The 13681-nt window shown below is 47.9% G+C and carries 9 protein-coding genes and 3 pseudogenes; 11 read left to right on the forward strand and 1 reads right to left on the reverse strand.

Going from position 1 to position 13681, the window contains the following annotated elements:
• Positions 1-375 precede the first annotated feature (375 nt).
• The 9 genes and pseudogenes from MMY81_RS30505 (at position 376) to MMY81_RS30545 (ending at position 12327) form a co-directional block, all read left to right on the forward strand.
• On the forward strand, positions 376-1947 hold the full coding sequence (locus MMY81_RS30505; protein ID WP_252315786.1) for an acyl CoA:acetate/3-ketoacid CoA transferase: 1572 nt from the start codon (positions 376-378) through the stop codon (positions 1945-1947).
• Between the two features lie 15 nt (positions 1948-1962).
• A pseudogene (locus MMY81_RS30510) lies at positions 1963-3245 on the forward strand (GntP family permease).
• A 30-nt stretch (positions 3246-3275) separates the two neighbouring features.
• A pseudogene (locus tag MMY81_RS30515) lies at positions 3276-4018 on the forward strand (SDR family NAD(P)-dependent oxidoreductase).
• Between the two features lie 160 nt (positions 4019-4178).
• Entirely contained in the window at positions 4179-5243 is a 1065-nt protein-coding gene (locus MMY81_RS30520) for an ABC transporter ATP-binding protein (protein WP_252315787.1), read from the forward strand.
• Positions 5243-6736: an ABC transporter permease/substrate-binding protein gene (locus tag MMY81_RS30525; RefSeq protein ID WP_308215535.1), complete on the forward strand. Its 1494-nt coding sequence runs from the start codon at positions 5243-5245 to the stop codon at positions 6734-6736. The genes MMY81_RS30520 and MMY81_RS30525 overlap by 1 nt, the downstream gene beginning before the upstream one ends.
• A gap of 60 nt (positions 6737-6796) precedes the next feature.
• Complete coding sequence (locus MMY81_RS30530; protein WP_252315788.1) at positions 6797-7210, forward strand: CoA-binding protein; 414 nt, start codon at positions 6797-6799, stop codon at positions 7208-7210.
• 144 nt (positions 7211-7354) lie between these two features.
• Positions 7355-9352 (forward strand): annotated as a pseudogene (parE, locus tag MMY81_RS30535) (DNA topoisomerase IV subunit B).
• Positions 9349-11787, forward strand: coding sequence for a DNA topoisomerase IV subunit A (gene parC / locus MMY81_RS30540; protein ID WP_252315789.1), 2439 nt, complete (start codon positions 9349-9351; stop codon positions 11785-11787). The pseudogene parE and the gene parC overlap by 4 nt, the downstream one beginning before the upstream one ends.
• 33 nt (positions 11788-11820) lie before the next feature.
• Entirely contained in the window at positions 11821-12327 is a 507-nt protein-coding gene (locus MMY81_RS30545; protein WP_252315790.1) for a metal-dependent hydrolase, read from the forward strand.
• Between the two features lie 223 nt (positions 12328-12550).
• Here the strand turns inward: MMY81_RS30545 and MMY81_RS30550 are convergent, their stop codons facing one another.
• Positions 12551-12973, reverse strand: coding sequence for a hypothetical protein (locus MMY81_RS30550; protein ID WP_252315791.1), 423 nt, complete (start codon positions 12971-12973; stop codon positions 12551-12553).
• 129 nt (positions 12974-13102) lie between these two features.
• On the opposite strand from MMY81_RS30550, the gene MMY81_RS30555 reads away from it, so the two are divergent.
• Entirely contained in the window at positions 13103-13309 is a 207-nt protein-coding gene (locus MMY81_RS30555) for a hypothetical protein (RefSeq protein WP_252315792.1), read from the forward strand.
• A gap of 24 nt (positions 13310-13333) precedes the next feature.
• On the forward strand, positions 13334-13543 hold the full coding sequence (locus MMY81_RS30560; RefSeq protein WP_252315793.1) for a hypothetical protein: 210 nt from the start codon (positions 13334-13336) through the stop codon (positions 13541-13543).
• Positions 13544-13681: the final 138 nt, after the last annotated feature.

The following is a 13681-nucleotide window of genomic DNA, read 5'->3' on the forward strand; positions in this document are numbered from 1 at the left end:
GAAGAGGAGGAGCGTTCGGATTCACGCACACCTTATAGAGAAAACTAGTTATATGTTCAGATTCGCGCACACAATTATCGATAGCGCTCTCAAACTGTATATAAAACCGAACACTTTTCCTGCGTTTGCTACACTTTATCGCTTTTCAAAATAAGAAGAAGACGTTGATTTGCTCTCTAAATAAAATAAATATATTATTTTATTCGGAAATAGATAAAGTGAAGGCTGCCGTGTCTATAGTCTCCATATTGATGCTCTAAGACAATCCGGCGGGATTGTCTTTTTGGTGTTGTTTCTTCTCCTCACATAAAATGTGGCATACTTCTTGCAAATACAATGTGTAAGCGTATACAAATGTGAGGGAGGATTTTTCTTATGTCTAAAGTGATGAGTGTAGAACAGGCTGTTGGAATGATACCAAATGGCGCCACCGTTGCCACTGGGGGCTTTGTTGGGAACGGCCATCCGGAGGCGTTAACGAAAGCGCTCGGCAGGCGGTTTGAACGGGAACAGCAGCCCGTGGATTTAACACTGGTTTATGCCGCCGGCCAGGGAGATGGGGCGGAGAAGGGCTTAAATAACGTGGGCCACGAAAAGCTGGTGAAGAAAGTGATCGGCGGCCACTGGGGACTTGCTCCAAAGCTTGCGAAACTGGCGATTGAAAATAAAATAGAAGCCTACAATCTTCCTCAGGGGGTTATTACCCACCTGTTTCGGGATATCGCAGCAAAAAAACCGGGCCTGCTCACTCATGTAGGGCTGAAAACATTTGTTGATCCCAGGCTCGACGGCGGTAAATTAAATACGAAAAGCACGGAAGATCATGTAGAACTGTTTCCTATAAACGGAGTTGACTATTTGTTTTATAAAACGTTTCCTATACATGTGGCATTGATACGCGCCACTTATGCGGATGAAAATGGTAACGCTTCCATGGAAAAAGAGGCGGCAACGCTGGAGGTGCTCTCCATTGCCCAGGCCGCCAAAAATTCAGGAGGCATCGTTATTCTGCAGGTAGAAAAAGTGGTAGAAGCCCGTACGCTGCAGCCCCGCCTGACGAAAATTCCCGGTATTTATGTTGATGCCATTGTCGAAGCGCCGCCGGAAGACCATATGCAGACGAATGGGGAGCAGTACAATCCGGCCTACAGCGGAGAAATCCGCAGCTCCGTGCATTCACTCGCCCGCCTGCCGCTGACGGAACGGAAAGTCATCGCCCGCCGTTCGGTGATGGAGCTTGTACCGCATGCGATTACGAATCTGGGAATTGGGATGCCGGAAGGAGTCGCCATGGTAGCCAACGAAGAAGGCGTCGGCCGCGATCTTCGTCTTACGCTAGAATCCGGGCCGATTGGCGGCATCCCGGCTGGCGGAAAAAGCTTTGGAGCATCCACTAATCCAGACGTGATTATCGATCAGCCGTACCAATTTGATTTTTATGACGGCGGCGGTCTGGATGTGGCATTTTTGGGTCTGGCCCAGCTCGATCAGTCCGGCAACGTCAACGTAAGTAAGTTCGGCCCGAAAATAGCAGGGGCCGGTGGATTTATTAACATTTCCCAAAATGCCAAAAAAGTCGTCTTCTGCGGGACATTTACTGCAGGTGGTTTAAAGACCCGTGTAGGAGATGGAAAACTGACCATTGAGCAGGAGGGGAAATTTCCTAAATTTGTGAAGCAGGTGGAGCATGTAACTTTCAGCGGTGACTATGCCAACGAAGTAAAGCAGGATGTGTTTTACATTACCGAGCGGGCCGTATTTGAACTCCGTCCTGAGGGGCTCCTATTAACAGAAATCGCCCCCGGGATTGATCTGGAGACCGATATTCTGGCACATATGGATTTCACCCCGTTAATGGCAGAACCGCTGCGCACGATGGATGTACGTTTGTTTTCAGAAGCTGTCATGGGAATAGCCGGGCCGGAAGATGCGCCCGTGGTTCAATAAAAGGAGGAATGGCATATGTTAGGAATAATATTAGGTCTTATCGTTCTCATGGTGCTGGCCTACATGGGCTGGTCTATTATCTGGGTAGCGCCTATCGCTGCTGGTGTGGTGGCAATATTTGGAGGGCTAAACCTGCTTGAGGCTTATACAGATACGTACATGAGCGGATTTGTCGGGTTTGCCCAGCAGTGGTTTCCAGTGTTTCTGCTCGGCGCTATTTTTGGTAAATTGATGGAGGATACGGGCATGGCCAGGTCGGTCGCCATGGCACTCAGCCGCTTTATCGGTACAAAGCGTGCCATATTGAGCGTTGTGGTATCTGCTGCCATTCTTACATACGGCGGCGTCAGCCTCTTTGTGGTTGTGTTTGCCGTGTACCCGCTGTCTCTTGCATTGTTCAGAGAAGCAAATATTACAAGAAAATTAATCCCGCCTACCATTGCACTTGGGGCTTTAACCTTTACAATGACAGCCCGGGAACACCGCAGATCCAAAACCTGATTCCCATCGCTTCTTTTGAAACAACAGCCACAGCGGCCCCATTAATGGGTCTCGCTGCTGCAGCCGTTATGGGCGTTGGCGGTTACTTTTACCTGCGCTGGAGAGAAAAGAAGCTCAGCGCCCAGGGAGAAATATTCACTGAACCAAAAGACAAAAAGATGGTGGAAGAAGAAGACGGAAAAACTCCGCTGTTTCTCCTGTCCATCCTTCCGCTGTTAGTCGTACTGGTCACGTTAAATATATTTGGATGGGACATCGTAGTGGCGCTTATCTCCGGGATTGTCCTCATTCTCCTGCTTAATATCGACAAGTGGAGAGGCTATGTTAAAGCAATGAACGCCGGAGCATCAGGTTCTGTCCTCGCTATTATTAATACCAGCGCCGCGGTTGGATTTGGAACCGTTGTTCAGAACGTGCCCGGCTTTGACCGTTTAACGGAGCTTCTTCTAGGCGTCCGCGGCAGTCCGCTGATCTCAGAGGCGATTGCCGTTAATATTCTAGCAGGAGCAACGGGTTCAGCATCAGGCGGTATGGGTATCGCGCTGGAAGCGCTGGGGGAGCAGTACTACCAGCTCGCGCTTGAGACCGGCATCAGCCCGGAAGCTTTTCACCGGGTCGCCTCGCTTTCATCCGGAGGCCTGGATGCCCTGCCTCATAACGGCGCTGTGTTAACGCTTCTTGCTGTAACCGGTATGACCCACAAGGATTCCTATAAAGATATTTTTGTCGTTGCCGTGGCCATTCCTATTCTTGCTACAGTGGTCGCTATTATTCTGGCAAGCTTCGGCGTTGTATAACATAACGAATAGAAAGGATCAGGATACAACATGAAACGATTAGAAGGAAAAACCGCTGTTATTACAGGAGGAGGCCGCGGTATCGGAGCGGCCTCAGCTAAAAAATTTCTTGCAGAAGGCGCCAACGTTGTCATTGTTGACGTCAATCAGCAGGACCTTGACCACGTTGTAACAGAAGCAGGAGAGCAGCAGGAACGTATAATCGGCGTCAAAGCGGACATTACAAACAAAGCCGATATTGACCATGTCCTGGAACAAACGGTTCAGACTTTCTCAAAAGTGGATATTGTCATTAATAATGCCGGATTACAGCGGACGCTCAGCTGCTGAAAATGGAAGAGGAAGACTGGGACAAGGTGATAAACGTCAATTTAAAAGGGGTATTCCTCGTCACACAGAAAGTGGCGGCGTTGATGAAAGAGCAGGGATCCGGTGTTATTTTAAATGCCTCCTCGGTCGTAGGTATTTACGGCAATTTCGGGCAGACCAACTACGCTGCCTCCAAATTCGGCATCAATGGGATGACAAAAACATGGGCGAAAGAGCTCGGGCGCTACAAGATTAGAGTAAACTCCGTCGCCCCCGGATTTATCCTGTCACCGATGACAGAAAAAATGCCGGAAAAGGCTCTGTCCATGATGAAGGAGAAAGCCGTGCTTGGTACGCTCGGCACCCCGGAGGACATTGCTAACGCCTACGCTTTTCTGGCGTCAGACGAAGCCTCTTTTATTACAGGTACCGTGCTGAACGTAGACGGCGGAGCGGTGATTTAATAAATAATAATTAAAACCGGAGGGGACACTACGTTGCCTCCGGTTTTTTGACGTCCCTTATTGTTTGTAAAGGACTGGAAGATGAAATATGATTAGGTCAGCTTTCCTAACCCTGTATGCGAGGCAACAGGCAACTATACAAAGAAAGGGCTTGAACACTATGATATCTTTTCACGACATTACAAAACAATTTCCAGACCAGTCAACTGCTGTCGAACAATTTAACTTGACGATCAATAAAGGCGAGTTTTTTGTATTAATCGGACCAAGCGGCTGTGGTAAAACCACCACGCTTAAAATGATTAACCGCCTTATTGAACCTACTTCCGGCCACATTACGATTGAGGATAAAGATATCACGGACTGGAACCGCCAGGAGCTGCGCTGGAACATTGGCTATGTCCTTCAGCAGATTGCTCTTTTCCCAACGATGACCATTGCTGAAAACATTGCGGTTGTACCGGAAATGCGCAAATGGAAAAAAGCGGCTGTCAGTGAACGGGTTGATGAGCTGTTAAACATGGTCGGCCTTGATCCGGAAACATATCGGGACCGCAGACCTTCTGAACTTTCCGGAGGCCAGCAGCAGCGTATTGGTGTTGTCCGCGCCCTGGCCGGGAATCCGGATATTATTTTGATGGATGAACCATTCAGCGCTTTGGATCCGATCAGCCGGGAACAGCTTCAGAAAGATATCCGCCAGCTGCAGGCAGACATTCAAAAAACCATCGTATTTGTCACCCACGATATTGATGAAGCATTGGCGCTTGGCGACCGGATCTGTCTCATGAAAGAGGGCAACATTGTTCAGGTGGGCAGCCGGGAGGAACTCGTTAATGAGCCGGCCGATGACTTTGTAAAAAACTTCATCGGTGACCGTCGTGACCCTTGGGACACCCGCGTAAAAGAAGTCATGAATCCGAACAGCCATCTGCTTGCCAGTACACAGGACGTCAGCGATTATCCGCTGTATCCGGCGCCTCTCTATATTTTCAAAGATGACCGGACGTATGTAGGACGTCAGGCAGAAGAAGGTATTGTATCGAACGATCCGGCCATTCATCCGGAAGACACGCTGAAACATGCCCTGAAGTCTTTTGACGATACTGAGCTGGAGGCTCTCCCTGTTCTAACAGGTACGCGTATCGAAGGCGTACTGAGCTATCGGGATATTGTGCAGTTTATGAAAAAAGCCCAGCTTGAAGAGGAAGGGGAGCCTGCCTGATGGAAACATTACAGGAATTATGGGAACTGTTTTCCACACGTCAGGGCGAATTCTGGCAGGTCATGTGGCAGCATGTTCATATGTCGGTCGTCGCTTTGTTATTTGCTGTTCTGATTGCCGTACCTCTTGGCATTCTTCTCACCCGAAAACAAAAGTTTGCTGAACCGATTATTGGAGTTGCTGCTGTGCTGCAGACGATTCCCAGTCTCGCACTGTTAGGATTTATGATTCTGCTTTTGAATCAAATTGGAACGCTCCCTGCCGTAGTAGCTCTTACCGCCTATGCGCTCCTTCCTATTCTGCGGAATACATACACCGGCATTCAAGGAGTGGATCCTTCCATTCAGGAAGCGGCCACAGGAATGGGAATGTCTTCGGTTCGAAAGCTTCGTAAAATCGAACTTCCTATGGCGATGCCGATCATTATGGCCGGTATCCGCACATCGATGGTGCTGATTGTCGGCACGGCAACGCTTGCGGCTTTGATCAGCGCCGGCGGACTTGGTGACTTTATTATGACCGGCATCGACAGAGCCAATAATACGTATATTCTGCTGGGAGCTCTTCCAGCTGCCCTTTTGGCTCTGTTTTTTGACTTTATCCTCCGTATGACAGAAAAGCGGTCCCAGGGTAAAACGCTTGCTCCTATTTTTGCTGTGCTTGGTCTGTCTATTGTGATAGCGCTGGCTCCGTTATTTTCGTTTGCCCAGCAGCCTCAGATAACGATTGGCGGTAAGATTACTGCAGAGCCGGAGATTATCGCAAATATGTATAAGCACCTTATCGAAGAAGAAACAGATTTAATGGTGGATGTGCGTACCGGTATGGGAAGCACTGATATTGCCTTTAATGCTCTTCAGTCCGACGATGTAGACGTATACCTGGAATTTACAGGCACGGCTCTTACTACGCTGCTGGATGAAACACCGGAACCGGGAACGACCGAAGAAGAAGTGTATGAACAGGCTAGAACAGGACTAATGGAAGAATACGATTTGGCTTACCTGGAGCCGATGGCATTCAACAACACGTATGCCCTTGCTGTAAGAGGAGAAACGGCTGATGAGCTTGGTATTGAAACCATCTCGGATATGGAGACATACAGCGATCAGCTGACAGCCGGATTCACTTTTGAGTTTGCCGACCGCGAAGACGGGTATATAGGTTTACAGGATATCTATGGGTTTTCTTTCGCTGAAGTAGAAACAATGGATTCAGGTCTTCGTACCCGTGCCCTCACAACAGAACAGGTTGATTTTATCGATGCATTTTCCACCAGCGCAGATATCATCGAGTACGATCTTGAACTGATGGAAGACGACGAAAATCTCTTTCCGCCTTATCAGGGTGCGCCTTTGATGAAACAGGAAACCCTTGAAGAATATCCAGAGCTTGAAGAACCATTGAACCGTCTTGCCGGCATGATCACCGACGAGGAAATGCAGGAGATGAACTATCAAGTAGAATATGAAGATGCAGACCTTATGCTGTAGCAGAAGAGTACCTTGAGTCTGCCGGATTACTTTAAATCATTTCTAAAGGAGAGATAGAATATGGCTCATAGCAATCCCGATCAGAAGAAAATAAAGCATATACTCGACAACAGCAAACGGATCGCCGTGGTAGGCCTGTCCGATAACCCGTCGCGTACGTCCTATCAGATCAGCAGCCAGATGCAGCAGGCCGGGTATGAAATAATACCTGTCAATCCGACTGTCGATGAAGTACTCGGTGTAAAAGCCGTTAAGCGCCTGCAGGACATTGACGGACCCGTAGATATTGTTAATGTGTTCCGCCGCAGTGAGTTTCTCCCGGAGGTGGCCCGCGATGTGCTTGAGATTGATGCCGGCACTTTCTGGGCGCAGCTTGGCGTGTCCCATGAGGAAGTACCAACCGTCCTTGCGCAAAAAGATATAAATATAGTAATGGATTCGTGTATAAAGGTCGAATATCAGATGACACGATAAAGCCATTCCGGGAACCAGTTCAAACTTGAACTGGTTCTTTTTGTTTTTTTGTGATATTTTGATGGAGGAAGTGTCATATAAAACATACGTTCGTATAAAGTCGTATGGTATGATAAGATATTATACAAAGATATTTGTTCTTGCATGAGAAGGGAGTCGGATTTTTTGGCAGCAAAGGAAACATACCAATATAACGACGAGTCGATTCAAGTCCTCGAAGGTCTTGAAGCGGTTCGCAAACGCCCCGGCATGTATATCGGAAGCACCGATAGCCGGGGACTTCATCATCTCGTTTTTGAAATCGTAGATAACGCAGTCGACGAAGCTCTGGCCGGATACGGCAAAGACATTCAGGTCGTTCTGCATAAAGATAACAGCGTCAGCGTCTCTGACGCCGGAAGAGGCATGCCCACCGGAATGCACCAGACCGGAAAGCCGACGCCGGAAGTCATCCTCACGGTTCTTCATGCCGGAGGCAAGTTCGGACAGGGCGGATATGCGACCAGCGGGGGGCTCCATGGCGTAGGAGCCTCTGTTGTGAATGCTCTATCGGAATCCCTTGACGTGATGATCGACCGTAACGGCGAGAGCTTTCAGCAGTCCTTCCGCGACGGCGGTAAGCCGGTTACCGGTCTTGTGAAAAAAGGCACCACCAAAAAAACAGGGACGACGATCCGTTTTAAGCCGGACCCGTCAATTTTTAACCATACGGTGTTTCAATACGATACGTTAGCGGAACGTTTACGAGAAGCGGCGTTTCTGCTGGGCGGTGTCACCATCAGCATTCGTGATGAGCGCCAGCAGGAAGTCGTAACCGATTCGTTTTCGTTTGATACAGGGATTAAAGCGTTTGTGGAGTATTTAAACGAAGATAAGGAAACCCTTCATCCGGTCGTTTTCTTTGAAGGCGTAAACCAGGGGATTGAAGTGGAGACCGCATTTCAATTTAATGACGCATACACTGAAACAACCCTTTCTTTTGTAAACAACGTACGTACAAGAGACGGGGGCACCCATGAGTCCGGAGCGAGATCTGCTCTGACCCGGATTGTGAATGAATATGCAAAAAAGACCGGGCTGTTAAAAGAAAAAGATAAAAACCTTGACGGTTCGGATATACGTGAGGGCTTTCACATCGGTTATCTCGATCCGTGTGCCTGAAGAAAAGCTTCAGTTTGAAGGCCAGACCAAAAGTAAACTCGGTACGCCTGATGCCCGCTCCGCCGTGGAACAGGTGCTGGCTGAAAAGCTGACGTACTTTTTTGAAGAAAACCCAACCGTCAGCCAAATGCTGATTAAAAAGGCTGTCAAAGCGTCCCAGGCGAGAGAAGCGGCACGCCGCGCCAGGGAAGAAGCAAGAAACGGCAAGAAAAACCGCAAAAAAGACGTGCTCTCAGCGGCAAGCTTACACCAGCCCAGTCGAAAAACCCGGACCGGAACGAACTCTACCTTGTCGAGGGTGACTCTGCCGGCGGTTCCGCTAAACAGGGACGGGATCGTAAATTTCAGGCAGTGCTGCCGCTGCGCGGTAAAGTGATCAATACGGAAAAAGCCCGTATTGACGACATTATGAAAAACGAAGAAATACGCACAATCATTTACGCTCTAGGCGCAGGGGTTGGTGCTGACTTTGTATTGGAGGAGCGCAACTACGATAAAGTAGTGATTATGACGGATGCGGATACGGACGGCGCCCACATTCAGGTGCTGCTGCTGACTTTCTTTTACCGCTACATGCGCGAGCTTATTTCCTCCGGCAAGGTGTATATTGCCCTGCCGCCGCTGTATAAAATAAGCAAAGGCTCCGGCAAAAAAAAAAAAACAGAGTATGCCTGGGATGAAGAAGGAATGCAGGAAGCGATGAAAAAAATTGGCAAAGGCTATATCATTCAGCGCTATAAAGGTCTCGGAGAGATGGATGCCACCCAGTTATGGGAAACGACTATGAATCCGGAGTCCCGTACGCTTATCCGTGTGACGATAGAAGACCTTGCCCGTGCCGATAAGCGCGTCAGCGTGCTGATGGGCGATAAAGTTGAACCGCGCAGAAAGTGGATTGAATCGAATGTAGCCTTTGGGCTGGAGGAAGACAGCAGCATTCTGGAAAACGAAAACCTTCACCTGGAGGATGAATACGAATGACGCAGACAGAAAAGTTTTTAGACTTACCGCTTGAAGATGTAATCGGCGATCGCTTCGGCCGCTACAGCAAATATATTATCCAGGAGCGGGCACTGCCTGATGCCCGGGACGGCCTGAAGCCGGTGCAGCGCCGGATTTTGTATGCGATGTACCATGAAGGCAACACGTTTGAAAAGCCGTTCCGTAAAGCTGCCAAAACGGTAGGTAACGTAATTGGTAACTACCACCCGCATGGAGACAGCTCCGTGTACGAAGCAATGGTACGGATGAGTCAGGATTGGAAAGTCCGCAATGCGCTCGTGCAGATGCATGGTAACAACGGGTCGGTGGATGGAGATCCGCCCGCGGCGATGCGTTATACTGAGGCCCGTCTATCCGCACTTTCTGCAGAGCTGCTGCGTGACATTGAAAAAAGCACAGTAGAATATATCCCCAACTTTGATGATTCTCAGGAAGAGCCGATTGTGCTGCCGGCAATGTATCCGAACCTTCTCGTTAATGGTTCTACCGGCATCAGCGCAGGGTATGCAACCGACATCCCTCCGCATCAGCTTGGAGAAGTGATTGACGCAGCTTTAATGATGATTGATAAGCCGGAAGCCGGTGTCGATGAGCTAATGACTGTTCTGAAGGGACCGGATTTTCCAACTGGAGGTACGATTCAAGGGCTTGAAGGCATCCGCAGTGCCTATGAAACCGGTAAAGGAAAAGTAATGCTGCGCGCGAATGCAGAAATCGAGGAGCTTCGCGGCGGACGTAAGCAGATCGTCATTACCGAGATTCCATATGACGTTGTAAAATCAAATTTAGTTAAAAAAATGGATGAAATACGCTTTGATAAAAAAATTGACGGAATTGCCGAAGTACGGGACGATACGGACCGGACCGGGCTTCGAATTGTCGTTGAACTGAAAAAAGAAGCCGATCCCGAAAACGTGCTGACCTTTTTATACAAGGCTACGGATCTGCAGATTGCCTACCATTTCAATATGGTGGCCATCTACAACCAAACGCCGCAGCTTATGGGGCTTAAACCGCTTTTATCCGCTTATATTGGACATCAGCGCAAGGTCGTAACCAACCGTTCCCGCCATGAGCTCGACAAAGCGGTCAAAAGGCAGCATATTGTGGAAGGCCTGATTAAAGCTATATCTATTCTCGATGAAGTGATTGCTACCATACGGGAATCCAACGATAAAGCCGATGCCAAGCGGAACCTCGAAGAAAAATATTCCTTTACATCCGAGCAGGCTGAAGCAATCGTGAACCTGCAGCTGTACCGCTTAACGAATACCGACATCGTGACGCTTGAAAAAGAAGCGGAAGCCCTCCGCAAGGAAATCACCCGTCTCGAAGGTATTCTAAAAAGCGACAAAAAGCTGATGGACGTAATAAAAAAAGAGCTCACGCGGATCCGTAAGCTGTATAACGATGAGCGTCTTACCAAAATTGAAGAACATATCCAGGAGCTCGTGGTCGACATGGAAGGAATGATTCCTTCTGAAGATGTCATTATTACAGCAACACAGGAAGGATATGTCAAACGAACGAGTATCCGTTCCTATTCCGCATCAAAAGAGGAAAAGCCCGGCATGAAAGAAACCGATGAACTGCTGTATTTCAGTGAGATGAATACGACAGACACGCTGCTGCTCTTTACCAAGCGCGGTCAGTATATCTATATGCCGGTGCACCAGCTCTCTGAGATCCGCTGGAAGGACAACGGCCAGCATATCGGCAACCTGGTGCAGCTGGAGGCGGGGGATGAACTCATTAAAGCCCTGCCGGTTCAAACGTTTGATACTAAAAATGAGCTGCTGTTTATTACGAAACAGGGGCTCGTGAAGAAAACACCGCTGAATGTATATAAAGCCCAGCGTTATTCGAAAGCGCTGACGGCGGTTAAGCTCAAGGACGGGGACCAGGTAACAGCGGTTCTCGAGTTAGAGAAAGAAACCGATCTCTTTTTGGCCAGCTCCTTCGGTTATGGCCTGCGTTTTCCAATCGAAGACATTCCAGTTGTCGGCAAACAAGCCGCCGGTGTGAAAGGCATCAACTTAAAAGAAGGGGATGAGGTAGTCAATGCCATTCCCGTGGCAGATGATACGCAGCTCGTCCTCGTGACCCAGCGCGGCGCTGTGAAGAAAATGAGCGCCGGCGACTTTGAAACGGCAAAACGGGCGACGAGAGGTCTTGTAATGATTCGGGAACTTAAATCCAACCCGCATCGGATTATCGCCCTTTATAAGACGTCTTCCGGTGATCAGGAAATCGTGCTTCGAACAGACAAAGGCGTCACGCATACAGAAAACCTAAAGCGATTCCGGAAAAGTGACCGATACAGCAGTGGATCCTTTGTTATTGATGAGAAAAAACAGGGAAAAGTTAAATATGTATGGTCTCCTGTAGAATACAAATTAACTAGTAAACCATAACATTATTATGTAAACAAGAGTGGGGCGGACATCATGAAAGCAGCAACACACACCGTAGGCGCCCTCGCTGCAGGATCTGCAGCCATCTATTTTAACGGAGCACCCCAGGCAGTAGAGCAGGACATTGTGCAGGCGGCCGTCTTCATCGGCTCTTTGATGCTCGGCGGCCTGCTTCCGGATATCTGCCAGCCGAATTCCTGGATGGGACGGCGCCTGAGAGCAACGTCTTACCTTGTATTTAAGCTGGTCGGCCACCGTACACTCACGCACAGTCTGGTAGGAACAGCCATTGTGTTTATTCTCACAGGGCTGATTCCAGGATTAACAGGAACCGTAATACAGGCGGGAATTACAGCAGGTGTCATCAGCCACATTTTCCTTGATATGCTGACACCTAAAGGCGTTCATTTATTTTTTCCGGTCCGATACAACGTTCGATTTCCTTTTGGAAAATTAACGGGATCAAAGCCGGGAGAGTTTCTGATTTTTATGCTGTTAAGTTTCTTTTTTATAAACGGCGTCTGGCAGGTAATTGGATAGCAGAACAACCCCCGGTAACCATTGATATGGATGCCGGGGGTTTATGTATGCACCGAACGATGAGAGACGCTGTGAGAGCAAACGACAGGTGCTCGGTGTACCATCGGGCATCGTCATTTGATAGGAGAGCGATGTACCGCGTATTTTTTTAATAAAAACGAGCGTATGGAATAGAAAGTGCTTTCCTTTTTATCCAGCTTTTTGAAGAAATATCGCATGATACTCAATAGGACAGTGATAGTTGATCTTCAACAATTTCTCCATTTTCATCTGGATAAGAAATGAAAATTTCTATGTTCTCTCCATTCTTCAGAGTTTCGGAAACTCTGTCATCTTCAAAAACCCGTCTTTCTTCTCCACCTACCTCATCGAACCTAAACGATGAGGTGCTATAGCCTTGTCCGGAAGTTTCTTCAAATGGCACTTTATAGACTACACTTACTACGTTTTCTGCCTCGGAAAGTGGACCATCGTAGAATATCGTTATATCTGCCTGTTCCGTCTCCACTTCACCGTTATCATCGTTTACCTCATTAACATCCATAGCAACCTTGAAACGATCGGTTTCGTCGGTGAATTCCGCATCTGGCTCGCTGCCACACCCGGCAAGCCCTATAAATAATAAACAACCAACTATGTATTTCATATTAAATACCCCCTGGCTTTGATTAATTCCCTAAATTATGGGAATTAAACCAATGAAGCTATATATTATGTAGAAGATGGAATAAAAAAGAGAAACGAGGGAAAAGGCAGGAAGAAAGGAGGTTTTCACTTGAAATACATAGGGCAGTTTATTGTATATACAGTTGGTATTGGTATAGCAGCCGCATTGTTCCGGGTAATGTTGAATCTCCTTGCCGGGGACCCGATTTTCCAAGACGCAATACCAGCGGTGATGAATGGGGCTCTTTTGGGCAGTCTTGGTGCCATCATAACGATTTTTTGGGGAGCAAAGAGGCAAAAAAAGAAGAATGGATGACATAGGAGAAGGAGCGATCCCTATATGACGTATGTAACAAACATCATAAAATACTCAGTGTTAGCTTGTTTAGTTGGACTGGCGTTGCATTTAACGTCCTTTTACCTTATAAATTACCCGTTGGTGGAAGGAGCTGTCGATTTAATCATTCGAGGCGCGACAATCGGAGTTATATGGGGAATTATTCAAACGAGAAGAGATAGAAAAAAAGAAAAACAGCAGGCAGCTCAATAAAAGCTCCCAGTTGTCTCTTCAGGCTTTCAAGAAAGAGATCTCTCAATAGCCTGGTAGGTATGCTGCTCTTTTTATATTTACATATTTCAATGCTGATATTTTCTACAAAAGTGCAAATTTCCCAAGCGGCAAAAACCA

The organism is Sinobaca sp. H24 (assembly GCF_023845525.1).

Excerpts from the sequence above, each read along its gene's own strand:
- MMY81_RS30505 (WP_252315786.1), top strand. The coding sequence starts at position 376 with ATGTCTAAAGTGATGAGTGTAGAACAGGCTGTTGGAATGATACCAAAT.
- MMY81_RS30520 (WP_252315787.1), top strand. The coding sequence starts at position 4,179 with ATGATATCTTTTCACGACATTACAAAACAATTTCCAGACCAGTCAACT.
- MMY81_RS30525 (WP_308215535.1), top strand. The coding sequence starts at position 5,243 with ATGGAAACATTACAGGAATTATGGGAACTGTTTTCCACACGTCAGGGC.
- MMY81_RS30530 (WP_252315788.1), top strand. The coding sequence starts at position 6,797 with ATGGCTCATAGCAATCCCGATCAGAAGAAAATAAAGCATATACTCGAC.
- parC (WP_252315789.1), top strand. The coding sequence starts at position 9,349 with ATGACGCAGACAGAAAAGTTTTTAGACTTACCGCTTGAAGATGTAATC.
- MMY81_RS30545 (WP_252315790.1), top strand. The coding sequence starts at position 11,821 with ATGAAAGCAGCAACACACACCGTAGGCGCCCTCGCTGCAGGATCTGCA.
- MMY81_RS30550 (WP_252315791.1), bottom strand. The coding sequence starts at position 12,973 with ATGAAATACATAGTTGGTTGTTTATTATTTATAGGGCTTGCCGGGTGT.
- MMY81_RS30560 (WP_252315793.1), top strand. The coding sequence starts at position 13,334 with ATGACGTATGTAACAAACATCATAAAATACTCAGTGTTAGCTTGTTTA.